The organism is Corynebacterium sp. HMSC074A01 (assembly GCF_001831515.1).
In the GTDB taxonomy this organism is placed as follows: Bacteria; Actinomycetota; Actinomycetes; order Mycobacteriales; family Mycobacteriaceae; genus Corynebacterium.
On sequence record NZ_KV825615.1, the window covers coordinates 39,394 to 63,701 of the forward strand.

General features: G+C 62.3%; 20 protein-coding genes. 10 read left to right on the top strand and 10 right to left on the bottom strand.

The annotated features are described in order from the left end of the window. Positions 1-31 precede the first annotated feature (31 nt). Entirely contained in the window at positions 32-382 is a 351-nt protein-coding gene (locus HMPREF2550_RS12440; protein WP_246819749.1) for a restriction endonuclease, read from the bottom strand. Positions 383-403: 21 nt separating this feature from the next. Here HMPREF2550_RS12440 and HMPREF2550_RS03990 point away from each other — a divergent pair, with 21 nt between their 5' ends. Continuing rightward, positions 404-877, top strand: a complete 474-nt coding sequence (locus HMPREF2550_RS03990; RefSeq protein ID WP_246819750.1) for an integrase core domain-containing protein — start codon at positions 404-406, stop codon at positions 875-877. Positions 878-895: 18 nt separating this feature from the next. On the opposite strand, the gene HMPREF2550_RS03995 is transcribed toward HMPREF2550_RS03990, so the two are convergent. The 6 genes from HMPREF2550_RS03995 to HMPREF2550_RS04020 all read right to left on the bottom strand — a co-directional run bounded on the left by HMPREF2550_RS03995 (position 896) and on the right by HMPREF2550_RS04020 (position 8,299). After that, on the bottom strand, positions 896-1,255 hold the full coding sequence (locus HMPREF2550_RS03995; protein WP_070789856.1) for an ImmA/IrrE family metallo-endopeptidase: 360 nt from the start codon (positions 1,253-1,255) through the stop codon (positions 896-898). 84 nt (positions 1,256-1,339) lie between these two features. Beyond that, a complete protein-coding gene (locus tag HMPREF2550_RS04000; RefSeq protein WP_246819751.1) occupies positions 1,340-1,582 on the bottom strand; it encodes a hypothetical protein in 243 nt (80 codons plus the stop codon). Between the two features lie 202 nt (positions 1,583-1,784). After that, positions 1,785-4,772 (bottom strand): type I restriction endonuclease subunit R, encoded by a 2,988-nt coding sequence (locus HMPREF2550_RS04005; protein WP_210400211.1) that lies wholly within the window; start codon positions 4,770-4,772, stop codon positions 1,785-1,787. Beyond that, the gene (locus HMPREF2550_RS12055; RefSeq protein ID WP_141760519.1) at positions 4,772-6,052 is read right to left on the bottom strand and encodes a restriction endonuclease subunit S; all 1,281 of its coding nucleotides are present in this window, start codon (positions 6,050-6,052) and stop codon (positions 4,772-4,774) included. Before HMPREF2550_RS12055 ends, HMPREF2550_RS04005 begins: the two co-directional genes overlap by 1 nt. Then, positions 6,049-8,070, bottom strand: coding sequence for a type I restriction-modification system subunit M (locus HMPREF2550_RS04015; protein ID WP_246819752.1), 2,022 nt, complete (start codon positions 8,068-8,070; stop codon positions 6,049-6,051). The genes HMPREF2550_RS12055 and HMPREF2550_RS04015 overlap by 4 nt, the downstream gene beginning before the upstream one ends. 22 nt (positions 8,071-8,092) lie before the next feature. After that, positions 8,093-8,299, bottom strand: a complete 207-nt coding sequence (locus HMPREF2550_RS04020; protein WP_070789863.1) for a type II toxin-antitoxin system Phd/YefM family antitoxin — start codon at positions 8,297-8,299, stop codon at positions 8,093-8,095. A gap of 735 nt (positions 8,300-9,034) precedes the next feature. Here HMPREF2550_RS04020 and HMPREF2550_RS04025 point away from each other — a divergent pair. Then, on the top strand, positions 9,035-10,105 hold the full coding sequence (locus HMPREF2550_RS04025; protein WP_070789865.1) for a 2,3-butanediol dehydrogenase: 1,071 nt from the start codon (positions 9,035-9,037) through the stop codon (positions 10,103-10,105). Positions 10,106-10,112: 7 nt separating this feature from the next. Here HMPREF2550_RS04025 and HMPREF2550_RS04030 read toward each other — a convergent pair whose 3' ends face one another. After that, entirely contained in the window at positions 10,113-10,784 is a 672-nt protein-coding gene (locus tag HMPREF2550_RS04030) for a Fic family protein (protein WP_070789867.1), read from the bottom strand. Positions 10,785-10,948: 164 nt separating this feature from the next. On the opposite strand from HMPREF2550_RS04030, the gene HMPREF2550_RS04035 reads away from it, so the two are divergent. From HMPREF2550_RS04035 to HMPREF2550_RS04060, 6 genes are all read left to right on the top strand, one after another. Next, positions 10,949-12,751 carry a flavin-containing monooxygenase gene (locus HMPREF2550_RS04035; RefSeq protein WP_070789868.1) on the top strand — a complete coding sequence of 601 codons (1,803 nt, stop codon included), beginning with the start codon at positions 10,949-10,951 and terminating at the stop codon, positions 12,749-12,751. 76 nt (positions 12,752-12,827) lie between these two features. After that, on the top strand, positions 12,828-15,659 hold the full coding sequence (locus tag HMPREF2550_RS04040) for a PD-(D/E)XK nuclease family protein (protein WP_070789870.1): 2,832 nt from the start codon (positions 12,828-12,830) through the stop codon (positions 15,657-15,659). Positions 15,660-15,680: 21 nt separating this feature from the next. Beyond that, positions 15,681-19,040: a UvrD-helicase domain-containing protein gene (locus tag HMPREF2550_RS04045; protein ID WP_070789872.1), complete on the top strand. Its 3,360-nt coding sequence runs from the start codon at positions 15,681-15,683 to the stop codon at positions 19,038-19,040. Positions 19,041-19,132: 92 nt separating this feature from the next. Beyond that, a complete protein-coding gene (locus HMPREF2550_RS04050; RefSeq protein WP_070789874.1) occupies positions 19,133-20,647 on the top strand; it encodes an acyl-CoA carboxylase subunit beta in 1,515 nt (504 codons plus the stop codon). Between the two features lie 48 nt (positions 20,648-20,695). After that, positions 20,696-20,911 carry an acyl-CoA carboxylase subunit epsilon gene (locus HMPREF2550_RS04055; RefSeq protein WP_070789876.1) on the top strand — a complete coding sequence of 72 codons (216 nt, stop codon included), beginning with the start codon at positions 20,696-20,698 and terminating at the stop codon, positions 20,909-20,911. 3 nt (positions 20,912-20,914) lie between these two features. Further along, complete coding sequence (locus HMPREF2550_RS04060; RefSeq protein ID WP_070789877.1) at positions 20,915-21,505, top strand: Maf family protein; 591 nt, start codon at positions 20,915-20,917, stop codon at positions 21,503-21,505. Here the strand turns inward: HMPREF2550_RS04060 and HMPREF2550_RS04065 are convergent. Next, the gene (locus tag HMPREF2550_RS04065; protein ID WP_070764631.1) at positions 21,502-22,026 is read right to left on the bottom strand and encodes an ankyrin repeat domain-containing protein; all 525 of its coding nucleotides are present in this window, start codon (positions 22,024-22,026) and stop codon (positions 21,502-21,504) included. The two genes, HMPREF2550_RS04060 and HMPREF2550_RS04065, sit on opposite strands and share 4 nt — an antisense overlap. Positions 22,027-22,115: 89 nt before the next feature. Here HMPREF2550_RS04065 and HMPREF2550_RS04070 point away from each other — a divergent pair, with 89 nt between their 5' ends. Together HMPREF2550_RS04070 and HMPREF2550_RS04075 are read left to right on the top strand one after the other, a co-directional pair. After that, positions 22,116-22,511 (top strand): DUF3151 domain-containing protein, encoded by a 396-nt coding sequence (locus HMPREF2550_RS04070; RefSeq protein WP_070789879.1) that lies wholly within the window; start codon positions 22,116-22,118, stop codon positions 22,509-22,511. Positions 22,512-22,517: 6 nt separating this feature from the next. Continuing rightward, positions 22,518-23,168: a hypothetical protein gene (locus tag HMPREF2550_RS04075; RefSeq protein WP_070789880.1), complete on the top strand. Its 651-nt coding sequence runs from the start codon at positions 22,518-22,520 to the stop codon at positions 23,166-23,168. Between the two features lie 6 nt (positions 23,169-23,174). On the opposite strand, the gene HMPREF2550_RS04080 is transcribed toward HMPREF2550_RS04075, so the two are convergent. Then, positions 23,175-24,236: a Cj0069 family protein gene (locus tag HMPREF2550_RS04080; RefSeq protein ID WP_070789882.1), complete on the bottom strand. Its 1,062-nt coding sequence runs from the start codon at positions 24,234-24,236 to the stop codon at positions 23,175-23,177. Positions 24,237-24,308: the final 72 nt, after the last annotated feature.

Genomic DNA, 24,308 nt, shown 5'->3' on the forward strand with positions numbered 1-24,308 from the left:
ACCCCGTTGGTGTGTGTTGGGGGCGACGTATCTATACGTTCCAATTCTTCGGCGAAGACTTCGCGTAATCAATACCAATAGCTTCGAAGTGTTTCTCCGCCGCAGCGATCTTGGCACGCTCAGTCGGACGAAGCAGGTTCGGGTCAGCCGTACTCTTCGTCTCACGAACCATGTAGATCTTGTCTTCACCGTCCTCGTGCTTCACAATCGCCCAATCCGGGTTATACGGGCCGACTGGAATATCAATCTTGAACTTCGCAAGACCACACGCACCACCGTTGCTGATCCCTCCGCCGAGCGTTTCCCGGATCGTATTCAACGGGCCTGATCGCAGGCTCAGCGCCCCGATCAGTAGTGGGTCGCGGATTTCACGTATGTGCACACCAGCTGCGGTTTCAGCTACGTGGCTTTTGTCACCGACGTGTTCACCCGTGAGATCCTGGCGTATGTCGTGGACACCCGAACCACGACATCGTTGGTCATCCGTGCGCTGCGACAGGCACTGGCGCTACGCCAGCGCCGGGACCCGTACTTTGAGTCGGCCGGGGTGATCCATCACTCGGATGCGGGCTCACAGTACACCTCCACAGATCTCCGCCGGCTGCTGGCCGTCCACCAGATGGACGGGTCTATTGGCACCGTCGGCGACGCCTACGACAACGGTCTAATGGAGTCAACGATCGGGCTGTACAAGTCTAAGCTCATTGATTTCGAGGCAGGGACGTGGGCGGACTGGGGTGAGGTGGAACGCGCCACAGCCGGATGGGTCCACTGGTACAATCACGAGCGGTTGCATTCCTCGCTCGGGCATATCCCGCCGATCGAGCACTACACCAACTACCAACGAGAAAACTTCGCAGACCTTCACGCCGCATAACACGCCACTCTCAAAAAATCAGGCCGATTCAATTAGCGGATCTCGATAGTAGATGTTTTGATGCAAGATCAGGTGTGCGCATTCGTGGGCGATAGTGAATCGGGCACGACTCGCCGGAGAATCCCGTAGCGCCTCATGGTCGATGACGATTGTCTGCGCTGGGAATACGATGTCAGCTTTGGCCCCACCTTCGCGAACGATTGATTTCTTGAGGTCCTGGAACACCGACATTTCGAGGATGCTTCCTTCCAAGGTGAGTTCTTGGTAGTCAATGTTGGCGTCAAGCTGAAACTCGGCAAAATGCCCAATATCGAGTGGTATTGCCTCGCGCAGGTGAGCGCCATCGCGGTACTTGGCAAGCAGTCTTTCCGCCTTCATTTCAAGCTTATTCTTGCTGAGGTAGGGGTGGCTGGAGGGGCACTAGTTTGAATCCCCGCCTTCAATAATGTTGATGATATTCTCCTACTGCCTGTCACTGAGATCCTGCTCTTTGGCGCGGCGAAGGGCAACGCGAGCAACTTCGGTTTCCATGATGTAGCCGGACAGATCTGCGGAAACTTGGTTCTCGCGAGTCAGTGCGGCGAGGTCAAACATTTGCTCGCGCTCAGCCTTACTCAGCTTCAGAGCAGTTGCAATCTCCTCCAGCTTGCCATCGGGTGCGGCGCGACGGCCTTTCTCAATATCACTGCGATAAGGCGCAGTCACGCAGTCACGCCGAGCATGTCAACGAAACGTCTCATGGCGCATTCATGCCGTTTACGACGTTCGGCGACGAATCTCCCGAACTCAACTTGGTCGCTCATGTATCCTCCTAGCGTGTTCGCTACCATGCGAACACGCGAATCCAGCGGGCTGCAAGAGGCCTTCTTGGGGCGCGTCGTGCGGTCCCTACAGGCTGTCCGGGCAGCTACTCCCTGCAGCTGAGACGATCGTGAATCAGGGGCAAGAGCACGCGGTCAATATCTGCTTTGAACTGCGGGTCGGAGAGGTACTTGATCGCAAAATCCTGGTTCTGGTTCATGCGTTCAAGCACGATGTCTTTGATGCGCTCGTCGTAAACGATGGCGAACATGTCCAGCGAGTTGCGAGCACGTGACTGAATCTCAGGGTCGTCAACCATGTCCTCGGTCAGCTGCTCAATGACTTTGTCCATGTGGGTGAACTCGGTACCCCAACGGTCGTTGAGCTTGGAGAGGATGTTTGACAAAGTGTCCTTCTCGTCCTCGCTGGCCCCACCCGTATCGGGATTGTTCGACAGTTCGCCTTCCTCATCAGCGAGGTCGATCGAACCTTCGTACACCTGCTGCAGGCGGTAGTACTGCAAGGCGACCTCGCCCTCAAGGCTCGGCGCGGGGTCACCGTCGATGTGGAGCTTACGCACTAGGAGCCTGGCGTATGCGGCAAAGCGGTGGAGGCGCTCGTCGTCGTAGCGGATGATGTGGGTCAGGAAGTCATAGTTGCGGGTGAACTTGTTCATCCTCGCGCGCACGTCAAGTTTGTCTTCTTCGTCAAGCTCGTTGAACCGGCCTACCGCCGGGTCAAGGTAGGCGTTGAGCTTGCTGAAGTCGAGATTCGTTTGCTTCTTCTGCTCGGTGAAGAACACCTTGGCAAAACCCTCGATTTCCTTGTCTGTCCATAAATGGTAAGAGGCAAGGAAGTGGTACAGGTCGTAAACGATATTGGGGTCGGTTTCTTCCGTGATACCAGTCGAGATGTAGTAGTCCTGGAAGGACCTTTGAATGTCCTCTGCGGAGTTGACGAAGTCGAGCACGAAGGTGTCGGTCTTTCCCGGGTGCATCCGGTTGATCCGTGACAGCGTCTGAACGGATTTCACTCCGTGGAGTTTCTTATCCACGTACATGGTGTGCAACAAGGGCTGATCAAAGCCTGTCTGGTATTTCTCGGCAACCAGCAGCAGCTGGTACTCGCCGGTAGCAAACCTCTCGGGTAGTTCAGCTTCTGGGATCTGATTGAGCTGTTCTTCGGTGTACTCGGCACCCTCGTCTACGACAGTTCCAGAGAATGCCACCAACACACCAAGATCAGCGTAACCTCTCTGCGCAATATAGTCGCGGAAAGCGAAGTAGTAGCGCACCGCATGTAGCCGAGAGCCGGTAACGAGCATTGCCTTAGCGTTCCCGCCGATCTTGTGGGCAACGTTGGTACGGAAGTGCTCGATGATGATCTCCGCTTTTTGCCGTAGGTTATACGGGTGCAGGCTCAGATACTTGCCCAGGGCTTTGTTCGCCTGCTTCGTGGAATACTCGGGGTCATCAGTCGTGGTCTTCCCGACCCGGTAATATGTCTGGTACGTGGTGTAGTTCTTCAACACGTCGAGGATGAATCCCTCTTCGATCGCCTGACGCATTGAATACACGTGGTAAGGGCGTGGAGTAGCATCCGGTACCGGAGTGCCGAAGATCTCTAGCGTCTTCTGTTTCGGCGTCGCAGTGAACGCGAAGAACGACAGGTTCTGCTGACGTCCCTGTGTGCGCAGCTCCTCGGCGATCTGCTCATCAATCTCGAGCTGTTCCGCTTCAACCTGGGCTTCGGCGGCCGCGTAGCGTTCAAGCAGGTCCTCCTCAGACTCCTTGCCAGCAGTGGCGGTGTCTGCGAGCACTTGCTTGAGCTTCTCCGACGCCTCGCCTGTCTGTGACGAGTGAGCCTCATCAACGATGACGGCGAAGCGCTTACCAGTCGTCGCCACATTACTCACGTCGACAAAGGGGAACTTCTGCAACGTGGAGATGATGATCTTCGCGCCATCGGCGAGCGCCTCTGTTAGTTGGCGTGCGTTCTTGTCTACCCTCACCACCACGCCAGCGGTGTGGTCCATCGCGTAGATCGTATCCTGCAGCTGTTTATCCAGCACGCGCCGGTCTGTGATCACAATGATCGAATCAAAGACTGCGCGCTGCTGGTCATCATGAAGGTTCGACAAGTGGTGGGCAAGCCAAGCAATCGTGTTCGACTTACCCGACCCAGCAGAGTGCTGCACCAAATAGTTCTTCCCGGCACCATGCGTCTTCGCGTCGGCCACGAGCGCGCGGACGGCATCAAGCTGGTGGTAGCGCGGGAAGATCAACTTGTCTTTGCGCCGGTCACTCTCATGCGGGATGAACTGGACGAAACGATGCAAAATGTCGAGCAAAGAATCTTTGGCCAGCACCTCTTCCCACAGGTAAGACGTCTTGTACTTACCTGGTACTGGCGGATTCCCAGCACCATTTTCAAAGCCACGGTTAAACGGCAGAAACACCGTATCCATCCCTGCCAGCTTGGTAGTCATCCACACTTCGTCAGTATCAACAGCGAAGTGCACCACCGCGCGGCGGTTCAGCCCGAACAATACCTCGCTGGCGGGCCGAGAACGCTTGTACTGGTCAACAGCATCCCTATAGGTCTGGCCGGTGAGCTGATTCTTCAACTCCATCGTCACCACCGGGATACCGTTGACGAACAACACGGTGTCAACGGAGTTGGAGTTCTTCGTCGAGTAGTACAGCTGACGGACCACAGTCAATCGGTTCGCCCAGTACTTCTCTGCCAGCAGCTCATTGAGGTCAGAACCAGGGGCGAAGAACACCAGCTTGAAACGGGCACCAAGATCCTCCACGCCGCGACGTAGCACCTCCACGACTCCGCGTTTGTCGAGTTCGCGAGCAACACGCTTGCAAAACTTCTCCCCAGCCTTCGCCCCATGAATGCGCTCTAGGCGCTCCCACTGCTGAGGTTGGGTCTCGCGCACAAAATCGAGTAGATCCTGCGGATACAGGCCGAGCTGCTTATCAAAACCTGCCGACGGCTTCGATTCATAGAGGTCGAACTCAGAAGGGCCGACGTGAGTCAACCAATACTCGATCTCATCTTCGAACCTGCGCTCCGACGTATCCATCACGCTACCTCTCCCACACGAACCTTGCCAGTCACAACATCATTAATAACCTGCTTGCGATACTTACCCAACAACTCAATCTGCTTATTGATCCCCTCTATAGAGGAATCGATTACTTCCGTTTCTCGCTCTAGGTACGCAACAATTTCATCTTGCTCGTCGATAGTTGGGGAAAAGAATGGAATCGAACGAAGTGCAGACATCTTAAAATCCCACTGGCCCGTTCTGATTCCATAGGAGTCGCGGCTAAAGAAGGGCACGTATGCATCAGACCTGATCGCCCAGTTGAAAAACTCGGGGTTGGGGTGATTCAGGTCAAACACGTAATATGCAGGGCTTACGATCCCGTCCAGCTTGGAGACGCCGTAAGACCCACGCCACGCCTTCATTTTATTCATAGCAAACTGTCCGCGATCCACGGCTAAATACCCACTCAGATCATCTGATAGCCGGTTGTGATTATCCGGGGACCCCTCAGTTTCTCGGTCTACGACCCCATTCACTCGTTCCACGGATAGAACTCGGCGTTCAGGCTTGTTTTTGATACTGACTCTCCGAAGTATGGATTTGAGGGAGTCTTCTGACCAAGCTGAAGGAATCTCCCCGATCCATTCGATTCCGCTGTCGCGCATCGGCGCATCCGGATCAAGACCGCGAGTTACCGTGCGGGCGATCAACTCCCGCCGATACCTCTCCAACAGCTCCATCTGACGAGTGAGCTTTTCGATGAGAGTGTCAATCTCAGCGGTCTTGCCATCCAAATACAGAGCAACTGTGTCGGCCACATGTCTTGGCGGAAGAATGCATAATGCATCTTTTATCACTCTTTGCGAGGGGTGAAACACCTTCGTGCCCATCATGTGTGGCCTTATCTGCTCGCGAAAGAATAAGGAGTCAAATAAGTACGCAATAAACCTGTCTGGCAACTTACCTCTTGGAGTAAGTACGATGGTATCTGTGCCTGCGATACCGCGCTGCGCACCTTGTATCAGCGTAAAATTACCGCTACCTTCGTAATCTTCCGAAGATCCTGCGAAGAGGAACTGACCCTTTGATACGAAGTCATTCACTCCATGATTCCCTGGTTCCGCGACGCGACCAAGCCTGGCCGTATCAAGGTCAACCTCAAACCCGTAATCAGTGTGAATATCTCCATAATGAACGCAGGGAATGCCACTACTTCCCATTTCTGCTCTGCCAATGGCATAGCCACGTGTAAACCGAAATAGGTATCGTGTTGGAATCTTCTTCCAGTCTTCTAACGGGGACGTGGCAGTCATGAATTCACCTGCTCGCTGAACAGTTTCGCGATGTCGGCTTGAATGTTCGCAGAGAGCGCTTGGATCTCAGTGAGGGTTTCTACTGGGTCGCCGAGTTCTTCGTACTTGTAGAAGTAGCGGGTGAAGGGGATCTCATGGCCGATCTTGGTTTTGTCGTGGTCGATCCAGGCGTCGGGAGCGTAGGGGATGACTTCGCGCTGGAAGTATGACTCGATGTCCTCTCGGTGTGGGATCTGCTCGGTGTCGCGTAGATCCTTGTCTGGCTCCGGGTTACCTTTCGCATCGACGCAGATGTCCGCAGCAGGATTCTTTGTGCCAAGCTCGGCAACAATCTTGCGTAGCGATGCGATGCCGATCTTCTCACCGTGTTCCTTGATGCCTTTACGGATAAGGTCGGTGAACTCGTCCCGGTTGAGGTACACGTGCTCAGCATCGAGCGCCTCGAGGGTGGCGATGATCGCTGCCTGCACTCGCTTGCCCGCCTCGATTTCTTCGGTACGTGCTGGCTCGGTTCGTTTCCTTGATGTGGCTAGGTCAGCAAAGGGCTTGGCGTCCTTGAGCGCTTCGAGCGCCTCAGGGGCGGCTTGGAAGCTCAACCGTAATGGACGCTCCACAACGATTTCGCGGTAGGCAAAGTCCTCGGTGTCAAAGATCTTCGACACCTCAGTTTCCCGGAAGTCTCCATAGATGCGAGTGATATCAGCGATGTGCTCGGGCGTGAGTTCCTTGCGCTTTTCCCCCAAGGGCTTACGCATCCGCTGAAAGTAACTGGTCGCGTCGATCAGTTGCACCTTGTTCCTGCGGCGACGTTCCTTCTTATTTGAAAGAACCCAAATGTAGGTGAGGATTCCGGTGTTGTAGAACATCTGATCGGGGAGCGCGATAATCGCTTCCAACCAGTCATTTTCAAGGATCCAACGGCGGATCTCAGATTCTCCCTGCCCGGCTCCGCCTGTGAAGAGGGGCGAGCCATTGAATACGATGCCAATCCGTGTACCAGGAGCATTCACGAAGTCCTGTGGATCGTAGGGCTTCATCTTCGAGATCATGTGCTGCAAGAAAAGAAACGAGCCGTCTGAAACACGAGGCGTTCCAGCGCCGAAGCGACCCTGGTACCCCTTTCGTTCAGCTTCTTCATAAATCGGGCCAGCGTACTTCTTCCAATTCACACCAAAAGGTGGATTGCACAGCATGTAGTCAAAGCGGAGGCCCGCCGTCTGGTCATTGGTCAGCGAGTTACCAAAGTAAATGCGTTCCTGCCGTTCGCCTTTGATCATGATGTCCGACTTCGCCACCGCATACGTCTGCGGGTTGAGCTCTTGTCCGTAAACCTCGAGGCGAGCCGTGTCATTTAGATCCTCAACATGCTGCGCAGCGATCGAGAGCATTCCACCGGTGCCGACCCCGGGGTCATACAGCGACGCCATAGCACCGTCTGCACAAAGCCGGTTAATGTCTTCTTCTGGGTTGAAGAGAAGATTGACCATCAAGCTAATGACTTCGCGCGGGGTGAAGTGTTCACCAGCGGTTTCATTCGACAGTTCGGAGAATCGGCGGATGAGCTCTTCGAAGATGTAGCCCATCTGGTCGTTACTGACTACGTCAGGATGAAGGTTAACCTTTGAGGACGTGAACTCGCTGAGCACCTGATAGAGCAGGCCTGCTTTGTCGAGACGCTCGATGACGTTGTAGAAGCTGTACGCCTCCATCACTTCACGCGCGGCAGGCGCGAACGCTTGCACGTAGTAGCTCAGGTTCTGCTCAAGATTGTCCGGGTCATCCAGCAAAGTCTTGAGCGTGAAGTTCGACGTATTCCACAACGGATAGCCAGTAGCCTTGGCGTATTGCAACTCCTTGATCTTGCTCGGAACTGAGGTGGCCTTGATATCGAGGACCGCTTGCTTCGTATCCACGAGAACGGAATCGAGGCGGGTCAGCACAGTGAAAGGCAACACGACGTCGCCGTATTCGTGTTCCTTGTAATCGCCACGCAAAATCTCTGCGATGCTCCAGATCAAAGCAACGTGGCTAGTAGGTCTGTCAGTGCTCACTCGGGTCGATTCCTTCACTCATTAGTCTCTCGTAGCGTTCGTTCGAGATCACCACGGCGATCGGTTTTCCGTAGCGCAGAACGTAAGCGGGCTCGTCCTTGTCTGACACATCCTTGATCAGGCGTGATGCCTGACCACGCGAAAGATCACCGATGTTGATGTGACGCATCGGAACCTTGCGCTTCTTGGTCGCCATGAGTCTCCCTGTCGTTCATACGGGCCGTTCTTAGTATCCCACACAAGCTGGGGTCATGGACGGAAAACACGGCAACTTTACATGTAAATTCCCACAAATAGTTACATGTAAATAGGGGGATCTGCAGTGTTCAGAAGACTGAAATGGTAGCGGTGTGGTGAGTATCTGGTGAGTGAGTACCCGGTAGCGGATCTCACTCAGGCGTTGCCGGTGGTTATGCGTTGGTGGTCAGGCGCATGTTTGGTCCTTCGCGTGTGATGACCTCGGCACTGGAGACGATTCGGTTGAGGATTGATTGACTCGGAGATCACGGCGTCGGGGATGGACTTGTACCACTCGTGTGGGGTGAAATGTGCGGTCACAATGGTTGAGACTTTGCGTTCCCGCCTGGCGAGGATATTGAGTAGTTTGCGCGGTCGAGGCATCAATAGGGCCCGGCCCAAGCTAAACGGCTACACCACTCCACGGGACTTGACCCTCCTAAGACCGGCGTGCCGCCGGCTTCAGCGCAAGTTGCGACGGCCAGGCCCATCGTGACGCGCCACCGCGAAGGCAAAAGACGTATGTCGATCACACCGAAGTTCCGCGAGCTCGCCAACTACGAGGATTTAGTAAACTTCGGTGCCCCAACCTCCCCAACTCCTCACCAAAATGCAGGCACGCAAACCTCTTTTCCCTGGCTACACCAGGTAGCCAAGCGTAGAATCGAGGTCACACGGACCGAAAGGATTTGGCATGAAGGCAGTTCGTTACTACGGAAAAGAAGACCTACGAATCGACGAGATTGCAGAGCCTGAGGTTCGCCCCGGCACAGTCAAAATCGCTCCTGCCTACACAGGCATCTGCGGCTCGGATGTCCACCTCTACTTCGACGGGCCCATGCCCCCGGCTCCGTCCGAGGAAGACCCCCACCCCGTCTCCGGCGAAACGCTGCCTGTGGTGATGGGTCACGAGTTTTCCGGTGTCGTTGAAGAAGTCGGCCCGGGCGTGACCGGGATCAGCGTCGGCGACCACGTCGTTGTTGAGCCTTTCATGGTTGACGGCACCTGCCCCTCCTGCAATCGCGGTGACTACCACCTGTGCGACCAGATGGGGTTCATCGGAATTTCCGGCCGCGGCGGTGGGCTCTCGGAGCACATCGTTGTGGAAGAGCGTTGGGTTCACCCCACCGGCAGCATCCCCCTCGACCAGGCAGCGCTCATCGAGCCGCTTGCAGTCGCACACCACGGCATCGCCCACGCCGGCTACGCCAACACCGACCACGAGGGCGAGTGGGCGCTCGTTGGCGGCGCTGGCCCCATCGGCCTGCTCACTGGCGCAGTCCTCAAGGCGTATGGGATGAAGGTCATCATTTCGGAACCATCTGGCGCACGTCGTGACAAGGCGCTCGAAGCTGGGGTCGCAGACCACGTGGTCAACCCGCTCGAGGAGGACCTGCACGAGAAGGTTACTGAGCTCACTGACGGCGAATTGGTCTCCGTGTCTTTCGACGCAGCGGGTGTCCCCCAAGTGCTCCACGACCTTATTCATGCAACACGCCCGGCGGGCCGGATTGAGGTCTTGGCCCTCCACATGCACCCCTACTCCATGGACATCATGGGAGAGCTCACGATGAAGGAACGCGTCATGGGTTCTTCCATCGGCTACTGCAACGATCACCCCACAGTGATCAAGCTTGTGCAGGACGGAAAGGTCGATCTCGCGCCGTTTATTACGTCCAAGATCAAGGCAGAGAACGTTGTCGAGGACGGGTTCAACGCGCTGCGCAACCCGCAAGAGGTCAAGATCCTGGTTTCGATGGACTAGCGCTGAGCTACTCCCCCGCAGGCTGGTGGGCCAGCATGAATTCGACGACCGTGTGGACTGCCGCGCGGTCGTCGTCGCCGTAGATGTACGCGCGGGCAAGCAAGTCATGAAACGCGGACTCGATCTCGCCGCTTGCTTCTGTGCCGTGCGGGACGACAAGCACAGTGTCTTCGGGGAGGAGGGCGTTGGCTGCCAGGATCGCGGTGCGCTTGTTGCCGTCTTCGAAGGGCTGCGCCATAGCCAGACGAACGAATAGCAGCGCTGACCGCGCAAGCATTGAGTCAGGCTCAAAGGACTCAGTCTCATTTTCCTCCACGAGCGCCCGCAGCTTTTCCATCGTGAGCGCCGGAGGCATGTGGTCGCCGTAGGCCGTGCGCACGCCGATGCGCTGTTCTGCCCGGCGCAGTTGCCCCGGGTGCAGCGCCGCAGAGCGCGTCATCGCGGCATTAAGTGCGCACACGAGCTCGGCAGTCACCGCCTGCCGGTCGTGTTTCGCGCGCAGCGCAATTCGTGCAGCGTCCCGGAGGTCTTGGAGCAGCTGCAGGTCAGCACGCGAGGCGATTCCGTCGGTGCTGCCGTTGGCCAAGAACTCCTCAGTAGCAAGCCGTCCAGTACGGAGGTTGTCGAAAACCTTGCCCGCCGAATAGATGACCGGGGCAAACGCAACCATCCGCATCATGGGCTGCAGTGTAGTGCTTGGGCGCTGCGTAGCGTCGGCAAGCAGGCACTCGGGCGAGTGTGTACCCCCGTTTGTTCACGAGCCGGGCGCGCGCATAGTGTTATCTGGATCTCAATTCACAGGCGTGCCACGTTAGTTCACGCACCTGGCTTGAAAGGGCTCCATTGAAGTACCGGCTCGCGCACTCTGGCATACAGGTTGACCTCGAGTTTTCCCCGGATGCACTCCGCCGCCGCTACCGCGAGGAAAACACCAAGCGCGCGGGCACTGCCTCCCCGAAGCGCACGCACGCGCTGGAGGATAACGACCCGTGGTCGACGCCCACGCCGCGCCAGCCTTTCAACCGCGAGGTGGACATCCTCGTCATCGGCGCAGGCTTCGCGGGGCTGACGCTCGGCGCGAAGCTGCGTAAGGCGGGCCTGGAGGACTTCCTCATCGTGGACCAGGCGGGTGACTTCGGAGGCACCTGGTACTGGAACCGCTACCCGCGCGCGCAGTGCGACGTGGAATCTTACGTCTACTACCCGCTGCTGGAGGAGACGGGCTATGTGCCGTCGAGTAGGTTCCCCATGGCGCACGAGACCTTCGACTACTGCCAGCACATGGCCCGCTTCTTCGGCCTCTACGACAGGGCCGTCTTCCACACCGGTGCAACCCGCGCGGTGTGGGACGACGCAGACCAGGTCTGGACGGTTGCGACCAACCGTGGCGACACCATCCGGGCCCGCGTGGTTATCCGCTCCAACGGTGGTTTCGGTGCGCCGGTCACCCCCGCCATCGAGGGGATCGAGACCTTCCCGGGCAAAATCTTCCACTCCTCGCGTTGGGACTACGGCTACACCGGGGGTTCGCCGGAAGATCCGACACTGTCCAAGCTTGCCGACAAGGTCGTCGCCGTCGTCGGTTCCGGTGCGAGCGCCGTCCAGATCATCCCCGCGGTCGCGGGCCAGGCGCGGCACACCTACGCCATCCAGCGCACGCCGGGTCCGGCGATCGGCAACCGGGACACTACCCCGACCGACCCCGCGTGGTGGTCCACGCTGCCCAAGGGTTGGCAGCAGGCCCGCATGCAGAATTTCGACGCCAACACCTCCGGCCTCCTGCAGGACGAGGACATGGTGAACGATCACTTCACCGGCTACGTCAAACGCCTGGCCACCGCCTGCGACATCGTGCCGGACCTCGCACAGGTCGACCCGGCCGACCGGCCCGAGGTCTTCGAGCTGCAGGACATGGCGCTCATGGAGGATATTCGCGCAGCTATCGACGCCACCGTCACCGACCCCACCACCGCCGAAAAGCTCAAACCCTTCTACAAGCACCGCTGCAAGCGGGTTACCTACGACGACGGCTACTTCGCCGCCTTCAACCGCGCCGATGTCACGCTTATCGACGCTCCCGTCAACGGCCTCGAGAAGATCGAGGGCAACCGCCTGCATGCTGGCGGCGAGGTGTTTGAGGCGGACTGCATCATCCTGGCGACCGGCTACGACACTACCCGGGATCCGTTCTCCCGCACAGGCTTAGACGTCATCGCCGCCGACGGCGAGACCCTCTCCGAGCACCACGGACAAGGCCTGCGCACCCTCCACGGCGCGCTTACGGATAACTTCCCCAACATGTTCCAGATCGGGACGAGCCAGATCGCACTGTCACACAGCAATACCTCGGGCATTCTCATCCAGGCCGAGCACATCGTCGACATCATCTGCGAGACCCGCCGCCGCGGCGCCACCTCCGTCGTGCCTACCGCCGAGGCCACCGCAGCCTGGGCCGCACAGGTCAAAGAGAAGGGCGCGCCGCTGCGGGCCGCGTTCGCCCAGTGCGTGCCCGGCTACTACAGCGGCTACGAGCACGGCGACGGTGCCTTTACTTCCCAGATCTACGGCGAGAGCATCGTCGCTTTCCGCCAGCTGCTGGAGCAGTGGAGGGCATCCGGCTACGAGGGCCTCGCTTTTCGACGCTAACCCGCCCCCCCCCCTTACGAACAAACATTCGACCAACTTCCTGCCGCTGTTCGACCGGGCAGATACTGTAGTGCGCATGACTCCATCCCCGTACGCCGCCGCACTGCTCAACGCCGTCGATACCGCCCAAGCCGATAACCCGCTTGCGCCTTGCACCGTGCTGTGCCCCACACCAGCCTTCGACGATGTCGTCGCCGCGCTCGCCACCGGCAGGCCGCGCCTCGGGGTCGACGTGGTCACGCTCGACATGCTGCTTTCCCGCGCCGCCCGCGACCTGGCGCCGCGCACGCTCTTGCAGCGCAGCGACGTCGCCGCCTTCGTTGCCGCAGCGCTTGCCGAGGGTGCGACGCCAACGCCCTTCCACGAAGCGCAGCTGCACACTTCCGCGGCCACGCACGAGGCGCTGACGGATGCCCTGTTTGTACTCCTCAACAGCCCCGCAGAATGGCGCACGCAGCACGGTAACGCTCGCCTTCCCGAAACTGTGGCGCAGCTCGCCGAGCGTGCCGACGCGCACTTTCACGACAACCACTTCACCTTCCCGGACGCAGTAGGAGCGGCCGCCGCCTCCCGCCGTGGGGCGCTTGTCACCGTGGGCGCGTGTGCCCACGACACCCGCACTGAGTGGGCGCTTGCCCAGTTCCCGGATGCCACACCCGTGGAGCTGTCGGACCTGCGCGAGCACACCGAACGCGTCTCGCTAATCTCCGAGCCGGACGAGGCGGCTTACGTCACCGGCCGCATCCTCAACGCCGTGGCCAGCGGCACTCCACTGCACGCCATCGCGGTGGCCTACTGCGAGGACGCGGAGCTGCCCTTCCTCACCCACGCGCTCGATGAGGCGGGCATCCCCTACCACGCGCCCGCGCGCGAGGTGTGGGCGCAGCACAACGTGTTTCGCGCGCTGCGCGCTCTGCTCACGCTGCGCCCCGAGGAGATGCACCGCCACCAGCTCGTGGAACTGCTCTCCACCGGGGAGATTAACGACTCCCCCGGCCTACGCGCCTTTGACGCCGGTGCGCGCGACCGCCTCGGCACCGCGCTGACCGGCCGCGATTGGGACGCAGTCCTTGCCACGGCCGCGCGCCAGGCCGAGGACGCTACCCCGGATCGGGAGCGTGTCCCCGAGCGCAGCATCACCGCCGCCCGCTGGGTTGTAGGCCTGCGCGAAGTACTCACCCCACTCTGGGAAACGAAGAGCTGGGAGACATTCGCCGACGCGTTCCGAGGCGTGGCAGGCGCGGTACTCTCCGACCAGTCCCAGCTGGCCGCCTTCCTAGACCCGCTGTGCGAGCAGCTCGCCGCCCAGCAGGGCACGCCCAAACGCGAGCGCGCGCTCGAGATCGCCAGCGCCTTTGCCGCCCGCCCGACGCGCGCCACCACCACCGGCGTGCTCACGGTCGGCCCGCTGGAAAGCCTGGACGGTCGCAACCTCCAGCTCGCCTTCATCACCGGCACCACCGACGCGGCCCTGCCCGGCACGCTGCACCCAAGTGCGACGCTGACACAGGCGCAACAGCAGACCACCCCGGAGCAGTTTCTGGCTAGGCGGGGCCGTACGCTTGCGGCAGCGCTTGAGGCGTCGAGAAGCATTGTGCTCACGCGGGCCCGATCCGGCATTAGCGGCGGAGGACTGACCGAGCCCTCGACCTGGCTCGAAGGGGAGGAGGTGCCCATCAACGCGCTGCACCCGGCACTTGCAAGTGGTGAGCGCACACCGATCAGTCACGCGGAGCTGGCGCTGGCGAACGCGCTGGCAGGTACCCCGAGCGAGCGGGCGGCGCGCTACGCGCAGATCATGCGGGCGCGACAAGCTGGCGAGGCCGGCGAGTTCACCGGTTTTGTCGGCTCCGATGTTGGCCTGCGCACGCTGACAAAGCCGATCTCCAGCTCCGCGCTGGAGGGCTTTACTAGGTCTCCGCTGGCGTTTTTCATCGAGCGTGTCACCGGCAACTGGGTGCTGGCTGACGACGCGGCGGAGATGGAGGTCGCCGCCGCGGATACCGGCACGATCCTGCACGCCGTGTTCGAGCGCTGGACCAACGAAGTGTGGCTGGACAACCCCGCGCGCCCCGCGCGCTACGCCGACCTGGACTGGGACGGTACGGCCCGCGCCGCGCTCGAGCGCATCCTTGATGAGGAGCTCGCCGCGCGCCGCACCGACCAGGTCAACCCGCTGGTGTGGGAAACTTTCGCCGCACAGGCGCTTGTCGACGTGCTGACCTGGCTGAAAGCCGAACAAGGCGCAGCCGAGGACGGGTGGACCCCGCTTGCGACCGAGTTCGCCTTCGGCAACACCGAGGACGAACCCGCCGCGCCGCTTCCGCTGCCCGAGCTCGGCGTCGAGCTTCCCGTCAAGGGCTACGCCGACCGCGTGGACTACAAGGTAGAAGACGGCGCCGTCACCCTGCGCGTGACCGACTACAAGTCGGGCAAAGGCAAGACGACGGATTCGTACGTGGGCCAAGAGACGCCGACCGGACAGGTCAAAGACGGCGCACCGCACTACTACTTCCAGCTCGCCCTGTACGGCTACATCGTGCGCACCCTCGCCGCCACCGGAGATCCGACCGAGCTTTTCCCCGGCGGGCCCGGCCTGTGGCCCGGGGACATCGCCGCAGTGCAGGCGCGCTACTGGTTCTTCCGCGACCCGAAGGATTCGCACGTCAAAATCACCGTCGACGACAACGCGGTCGCGACGCTGCAAACCAACCTGAGCAACGTCTACCGCCACATCCAGCGCGGCGCGTTCCCGCCGCACGCCATCCCGGAGCGCTGGGCCAGCGACGAACGCCTGCGCCTCGGCGTGGCCAACTACAACGCGCTGACCGCAATCCTGCCGCCGCTGGACTTCGACCAGCCGCTGCCCACCGAGCACACAGAACCCACCGAGCCCGCCGACGCTTAGCCCGCGAGAGGAACACCAAAAATGACTACCGCACAGTTTGCCGACCGCCTCGCCGAGGACGAAGCCAACCGCGAATTCATCCAGAACCAGGTCAACCTTTCCTGCTTCGTCGAGGCGGGCGCCGGCTCCGGCAAGACCGTTATGCTCATCCAGCGTCTGCTCACGCTCATCATCGAGCACGGCGTGCGCATCGACGAGATCGCCGCCATCACCTTCAACGAAGCCGCCGCCGCGGAGCTGACCGCCCGCCTGCGCCGCGCACTCATCCAAGTCTGCGACACTGGCGAGTACACGCTCGGCAACGGAGCGCCCCGCACCTTCGCCGACGCTGCGCTGGCGAAAACCCGCGCCGCGGACGCGCTCCAGGGGCTGCCCGGCGCGGCGCTCGGTACGCTGCACTCCTTCTGCCTGCGCGTGCTCAAGCAGTACCCACTCGAGGCGGGCCTGCCGCCCAAGGTCGATGCCGTCGACGACCTCGCCGCCTACTTCTCCCCCGCCCAGCACAGCGAGGCGATCATTGAGACCATCACCGCGCTGTTCGAGGGCGACGAGGAAGCGGCAGCAGCCATCGACGCCCTGCCGACCGACATCTCCGCAGCCGAATTCCTCACCCAACTGCAGTTCCTCCTGGGCGAGGGCGTGACCTTCCAGCACATACAGGAACTGGCTGAGTGGATGGATGCGCACTGGGGCGAGCTCGACGCCACCATCGCCGCGCCCGCCTTCGAGGCCCCGTCGGAAGACGAGCTCCGCGCCAGCCTGCGCAAAGAGCTGCGCCTGATTCGCGACCGCGCCCACACCTCTGGCGTTTCCGACAAGCTCCTCGCGTTTTTCGACGAGAGCCTCGCCGACCTCGACGCAGCAGACTCTCTTGCCGAGCTCAGCCTGCCTACGCCACGCACGCTCGGCGGCAACGGCGCGGAAGCCAAGGAAGCCAGAGCGGAATACAAGACCTTCCGCGAGCGACTCGGTGCGCTTGGGCTCTACGCCGGGTACGCGGCGACGTCGACAATCGCCCCCGTGCTCGCAGCGCTTGTGCGCGAAGCCGCCGACGCCCGCCGCCGCACCGGCGTGCTCGAGTTCCACGACATGATCTACCTGACGCAAAAACTCGTAGACAACGATGAGGTGCGCGCGAAGCTGCACGAGCAGTACCGCGTCATCTTCGTCGACGAGTTCCAGGACACCGACCCCGCGCAGCTCGACATCGTCACCGCGATCGCCCGCGGCCCACACGATACCCCGCAGCCCGGCCGCCTGTTCATGGTCGGCGACCCGAAGCAGTCGATCTACAAGTTCCGCAATGCCGACATCGACACCTACGTCGCCGCTCGCACCAGCGCCGCCGCCCGCGACGCCGACCACGGTGTCAAGCAGCTCTCGCGCAACTTCCGCTCCTCGCATGCCGTCGTGGCCGCCGTCAACGAGCTCTACGGGCAGCTTTTCGACGCCCACACGACCCCCACCGACGGGCCCGCCCAAGCCCACTACGTTCCCATGCTCCCCCAGGACGCCACGGACGGACGCGAGGGTGCGTTCATCGTCCTGCAGGATTCGGACGCGCAGGATCTTCCACCAGCTGAGCTGCGCGAGCGCGAGGCGGCGGACGTCGTCGCGCTCATCCGCGCGGCGACTGCCGGTGCGGACCCCCGCTTCGTTCACCACAGCGGGGCGCACGCGGGTCAGCCCATGCGCTACTCCGACATCGCCATCGTCGTACCCACGCACAACGATGCGCTGCGCCTGATGCAGGTGCTTGATAGCGCCGCCATCCCCTGGGTCTCCGAAGGCTCCGGCGCACTCTTTGCTACCCCGGAACTCAACGATCTGTTCACCGTGCTGCGCGCGATCGCCGACCCGGCCGACGACTTCACCCGCGTCGCCGCCCTGCGCACCGCGCTTGTCGGCTGTTCGGACGCGGAGATCGCCCGCTGGGCGCAGCAGGACCCGACCGCAACGCGCGTTGTGGAGGCCGAGGCACAACTGCGGCGCCTGGCCGGGGAAGCGCTGCGCACCGACGCGGCAAGCATGGTGCGCAACGTCGTTTCCGAATTCGGGCTCGCGGAGGCCTACGCCGCCAGCGGCCACCCCGACCACCTCCCGCGGGTGGAGACGCTGCTCGCGCTTGCCGAGCGTTTCTCCGCCGCAACCGGGCTGGGCCTGCGTGAGTTTGTCCGCTGGTCCGACGCCCAGGCCGAAACTAACCAAGGTGTCACCGAGCCGTTGCTCGATACCGGCACCGACGCAGTCCGCTTCATGACGATCCACAAGTCCAAGGGCCGCGAGTTTCCCATGGTCATCGCCGCCGGCATGTCCGGACACACCACGGGCAGCCGCGCAGTCCGGGCTTTCTCCCGCAAGGACCGCACCGCGCAGTTCAAACTCAAGGACGCCCAGACCCCCGACTACCTGACGGCCAAGGCCTTCGACGACGAAGCCGACGCCAACGAGCTGACCCGTTTGCTCTACGTCGCTATGACGCGCGCCAAGTCCGTCCTGGCGATCCCGCTGCAGCTGAAGAAGAATAAGCCCCGGAAGAAGGGCGGACCGCGTGACTACGCCAAGGCGCAGCGTGGCGCGAAGCTCGCCGCGGTCATCGACGACTCCACCCAGTACACCCCGATCACCCGCGAAGAACTGCCCGGCTTTGACACCACCGCAGCGCCCGCGACACCAGACGCGGAACCCGGCGCGCCGGCCGCCGAACGCTTCGCAGCCAACGCCGAAGCTCTCGCCGAGGCAACCGGTTTTACCCAGCGCATGGGGGTGACCGCGATTGCGCACGCCGCGGACCAGGCCAACGACACCCCACGGCACACGCGCCTGACCGGCACCCGCCTGCGCGCATCCCTCGATGAGCAGGTAGCACGCGCAGGCTACCCGGCGCGCCAGATCGCTACCGGGCTGTTCCGCGATAACGCGGGAACCGAGTTCGGCTCCGCCGTCCACGACGTGATGGAGCATCTGCCCACCGGCGGCGAGCTCGAGCAGATCGCGGCGACCGTCGCCTCGCTCTACGAGCTGCCGGAGGGGGCGGCGAAGGAGGTGGCGCGCGTCGCTGACTGCTTCGCGCAGTCCGCCCCGTACGCGCGCAGTCTTGAAACGGAGTCGCGCCGGGAGGTCCCCGTCATCGGCACTGTCGGTGACACCGCGGTCAACGGCTACATCGACCTGCTCTACGCCGACGGCGACGCTTGGGTCATCGCCGACTGGAAGACCGACGTCACCGCAACCCCGGAGACGGTGACCAGCTACTTTGTGCAGTTGGACATCTACGCCACGTTCCTCGAGGAAGCGCTTGGTCAAAAAGTCACCCGCCTCGAGCTCATCTTCGCGGGTGCGGAAGGACCGCAGGTCGTGGTGCACGAGCGGGGCGCGTAGCAACGCCCCCGAAACACCCGTGCCCGATCGGACGATAGGCTCTGTGGTTTCATCTTTGTTGCATGACAGATAGGGGCATAGACTGAGGGCTTATGGGCGAAAAGACTGCTAAACCCGATTTGAAGACCACTGCGGGCCGCATCCAAGACCTGCGCAACCGTCTCGACGAGGCGCGCACGCCTGCGGCCGAGCACGCGGAGGCGCCGACTGAGGGCGCGATGACGGCTCGCGCGCGCGTGGAGAAGCTGCTCGATGAAGGTTCCTTTGTAGAGACCGACGCGCTGGCCCGCCACCGCGTCGAGGCCTACAAGATGGACCGCACCAAGCCCGCCACCGATGGCGTGATCACGGGCTATGGGCTTATCGACGGCCGCCGGGTCTGCATCTTCAGCCAAGACCCCGACATCTTCGACGGTGCCATCGGCGAGGTCTACGCCGAGAAGATGTTGAAGCTTTATGACCTGGCAACCAAGACCGGCGTGCCGATCATCGGCATCTACGACTCTGCCGGCCCACGCTGGCAGGAGGGTATTGTCACCGCGCACATGCAGGCCAAGCTGCTGCGCGCGGCCACCCAGGCTTCCGGGCTGGTGCCGCAGATCGCACTGATCGCCGGCGAGGTGGCAACGCTTGCAGCCACCACGGTGCCGCTTGCCGACGTCACCGTGATGGTCGAGGGCGCGAGCCTGCACCTGGCGGACACCGACATCGTCGGCCAGGTCTCCGGCACCCCAACCACGGCCGAGGCGCTCGGCGGCGTGGGTGTCCATTCCGCGGAAACGGGCCTGGCGCAGGTCACGGCAGCCGACACGGCGGACGCGCTCGACGCAGTCCAGCGCATCGTGGGCTACCTGCCGCTGAACAACCAGGCCGCCTCCCCGCTCGGCACGGACAGCGCAGCGTCCGAGACGGACCTGGACGCGATCATCCCCGACGACGACGCGCAGCCCTACGAGGTCACCGACATCATCGCCGCAGTCACAGACGGCGACTTCTTCGAGCTTTCCGCCGCCCACGCCGGCAACGTGCTCACCGGCTTCGCGCACGTCAACGGCCGCGCCGTCGGCGTCGTCGCAACGCAGCCGAGCGTGCTCGCCGGCTGCCTGACCGCGGCGGGCGCGCGAAAGGCCGCCCGTTTTATCCGCACCTGTGACGCGTTCAACCTGCCCATCGTGCAGTTCGTGGACTCCCCCGGCTTCGTCCCCTCGGAGGACGAGGAGCGCACAGGCGCGGCCGCCGGTGCCGCCGCCCTCGCCTACGCCTTTGCCGAGGCCCAGGTCGGCACCATCACCGTGATCACCCGCAAGGCGCTCGGTACCGCATACACCGTCCTCGGCTCCAAGGGCCTGGGCGCGGACCTGGTGTTCGCATGGCCGACCGCGCAGATCGCGCTTGCCGACGCCCCCACCGCCGCCACCCGCCTCGACGTCGACGCCGAGGCCTACGCCGCGGAAAACATCAACCCGTACGTGGCGACGGAGCGCGGCCTGGTCGACGCGGTCATCCCACCCTCGGAGACCCGTCACCACGTCCTGGAGGGCCTGCGTCTGCTGGAACGCAAGGTGGTTTACCCGGTGCAGAAGAAGCACGGCAACATTCCGCTGTAGCCGCTATACTTTTGCTACACTAAATGCTTTCTTGACGAAAGGATGGCTATGACTGCACCAACCGCGACCCTGTTCACCGTCACTAAGGGCAACCCCACCGAGGATGAGCTCGCCGCCCTATCTTCGCTCCTCGCCGATATGCAGGCCGCCGCCAAGGCGAAGCAGCAGCCCGCGGACCGCAACCGCTGGGGCGCGCCCGCCCTGCCGCAGCACCAGAACGTGGTGTTTAACCCGCACGCCTTCGCCAACGTCACCTACTTCTAATTCATGCGCCTCGTCCTCGCCTCCCAATCGCCCTCCCGCCGCATGCTGCTCGAGCAAGGCGGCATCACCCCAGTCCTCCGACCCGCCCATATCGACGAGGACGCGATCATCGCCGAACTCGGCGAGGCCGAACCGCGCATCATCGTCCAAAAACTCGCACAGGCCAAGGCCGCCACCGTCGCCGGAGATTTCCCCGCTGACGTCGTCGTCGGCTGCGATTCCATGCTGCTTCTCGACGGCGAACTGCTCGGCAAGCCCCACACCCGTGAGCGCACCATCGCGCGTTGGAAAGCCCAGCGAGGCCAAGAAGCGCACCTGCTCACCGGCCACGCCGTGGCCTATCAAGGCGAGTGGGTCGTCGACACGGTGGCCACCGCGATCCGCTTCGGCGACGTCTCGGACGCCGACATCGCCGCCTACGCCGCCTCCGGCCAACCGCTCGAGTGCGCAGGCGCGTTCACTCTCGAGGCGCTCGGCAGCTGGTTCATCGACTCCATCGACGGCGACCCCACCAGCGTCATCGGCCTCTCCATGCCGCTTTTGCGCCGCTGCCTCTACCGCTTCGGCCTCAACGCCTCCGACTTCTGGGACTAGTACCCGCGAGCGGCAAGGAACTCGTCGAGCACCGCAAGCCCTTCGGGGTTCGCGTCCACGCACATGCGTAGCCAACCACCGATCGTGTTTTTCGGGTTGCGCACGCTCGAAGGCTCGCTCAGGTCGAGCGCGCCCGTGCCGAACAACGCCTCGTAGATCGGCCGACGCTGTGCATCATCCGTCCCCATGTCAATAGCCAGCTTGATGGGCACGTCCCCACTACGGTTGCGGAAATTCACGTCCGCGCCGCCGTCGATAAGCCTTTGCACTAGCGCCGCGTCGCCCTCCCCGAGGTCGCGATGCCGACCAAGCAGGATCGTCAGCGCGTTCTGCCCGTATTCCTCGCGCGACGCGTCAGCGCCACGGCCCAACATGTCGTTGCAGATCTTCGCGCGCGCCTCCGGGTCACCGTTGGTCAGTGCTGCGAACAGCATGTCGGTTACGTCGTTTTTCGCGGGATCGAAGACCTCGCAGAACTCTTCGTGACTGCCCTTCTTTGCAACATACAGCGGGCTTGCCATGAGGACTCCTTCGCGTCGGGTTGCGCACTACTGTAAAGCCTCTGGTGCGTGGGCGCTCGTCGAAAAGCGCAAACTGCTAGCCTGGCGCCATGGAAATCAACGACATGCTCGCACCACCGCCCCTGCACCTGCCCGAAGACCCCGCGCACGGCAAGGACCTCTTAGACCGCGAGACCGCGCTCGCGCACCCGGACTCGCCTGCGGTATGGGCCGCCCGCGCCGAGGCGGAGCTCGACAGCGGCGACGTGCTCGTCGCGTACGCGTACGCGCGCACCGGCTACCACCGCTCGCTCGACCGCCTGCGCGCCAACGGCTGGAAGGGCTGGGGCCCGGTCCCCGCCTCCCACGAGGCGAACAAGCCTGTGCTCAAGGCCATCGCGATGCTCGCGCTTGCTTCCAAGGCGATTGGCGACGATGCCGAGTACGACCGCTGCCGCCAAATGCTCTCCGACGCCGACCCGGCCAGCGTCGACGAACTCCTCTAAGAACCCATGCAACGCTTCGTTCCCGCCACTGTCCTCACGGCACTGCTCCCGCTTGCCGCCTGCAGCACCGAGCCAGCCGACCCGCCCACCGTGACGGTCACGCAGACCACCGCGGTGGAGGAGGACGTCGGCCCGGAGAGCGCTGCGCCGTCGGCTCAGCAAGCCCAGGACAACGCGGAGACCTGCGCGCAGCTGCCGAAGGACCCCCGCGAGGCTTACCCTTCCGGTATAGCCCCCGGCCGCATGCCCGCCGACGACGGCAGCGACTACAACTACTGGATCGATGACATCGATAACGCCTACGACCCGTGCGCGCCCCTGAGCTGGATCGTCTTCCGCGGCTCGCTTGGCGACGAGCACAGCCACGCCGGCACCGCAGCCTCAATCGCCGACGGGCTGGCGCTCTATATCAACGGCGAACCGGCCAAAGAGATGAAACTCTTCGGCAGGATCGACAACATCACGCCACTCGAGGACGGCGGCGCCACCTTCGAGTGGTCGGAGCGCGGCCAGTACACCGCCGACGGCTACGTCAACCACTACTCCGCAGAACTCCGGGTCATCGACGGCGCGGTGACAGCCGTTGCCGGTGACACCGCGAAGTTCCACGAGTGGTGGGACTACCCCGTCAGCTACCTACTGGGCACGTACGACTAACCGCGCTTACGCAAGCTTCGCCTCGATGCGGCTGATGGCTTCCTTGGCCACCAGCTCTTGGATGCCCATGTCCAGCTCCGAGGTGAAGCCGACGCAGGAGCAGTTGATCTCGCCGAGCACGTAGGTGTCCTCGCCGGTCTCGTCGTCGTCGGCAAGCATGAAGTCCGCGGTCCAGATCAGCGGGATGTTGTCGCCGCCGAGCTTCTCCGCAATCACCGGGCGGGCCTCGGCGAACATGTCGATGAGCTCCTGCCACTCCTCCGGCTTGTTGTAGGTGTACTTCGCGCCGGAGAACAGGGTCGCGGAGAACGCGTCGCCGCCCTCGGCCGGCTTCTTGTGCACCACGAAGACGGGGTGCGGGCCGACGAGCAGGATGCGGATTTCGCCCTCGGTGATGCGCGGCATAAACCGCATGTCCACGAGCATGCCGTTGTCGCCCACGATGTACTGGTCGCAGAAGTCCATGAATTCACCCAGCTGGCGAACCTCGGTGTGGTTGTCCACGGCCTCGGTGCAGCGCAGCTTGGTGTCCAGCGGCAGCGCGGTGCCCGGTTCGACGCTGGCGGCGGCCTCCTCGTCGTCGAGGCGCACGCGCCAGATGCCAGAGCCGGTGGAGCCGCGGTTCTGCTTGAGCACGCGCTCGCCGTAGGACAGCGACGTCGGGAACGTCTCGTGGAAGGTTTCCACGTCGTAGTAGGCGGCGGTGTCGGCGGGCACGAGGTCGGTGTCGTTGAGCTTGACCAGGGCGTCCTTGGCACCGTAGGCCATCATCTCGCCCGGGGTCGACATGCCGACCAGGCCAGCGACCGACAGGCTGGTCAGAAGCTGGAAGTAGCCCTGCTCGCCGCCCGGGATGTTGCCGGGGTTGACGCGCGAGATGTAGCCGTCGAAGTTCTCGCTGACGTAGGCGTAGATGTCGTCGCTCCACTCGGGGCGGTAGTAGACCACCTCGGCGTGCCAGCCGGCATCCTTGATGGCGTTGACGATGGGCATGGTGTCTTTGCGGTGGCCGTCAAAGTACTTGTCGGATCCGCCTTCAACCTCGAAGACAACAATTGCTTTGTGCACGGGGTGGCCCTTTCTCTCTTGGTCCGGCTATGTTCCGGCGCCAATCAGCTCTTACCCATCAAATTTTAAGGC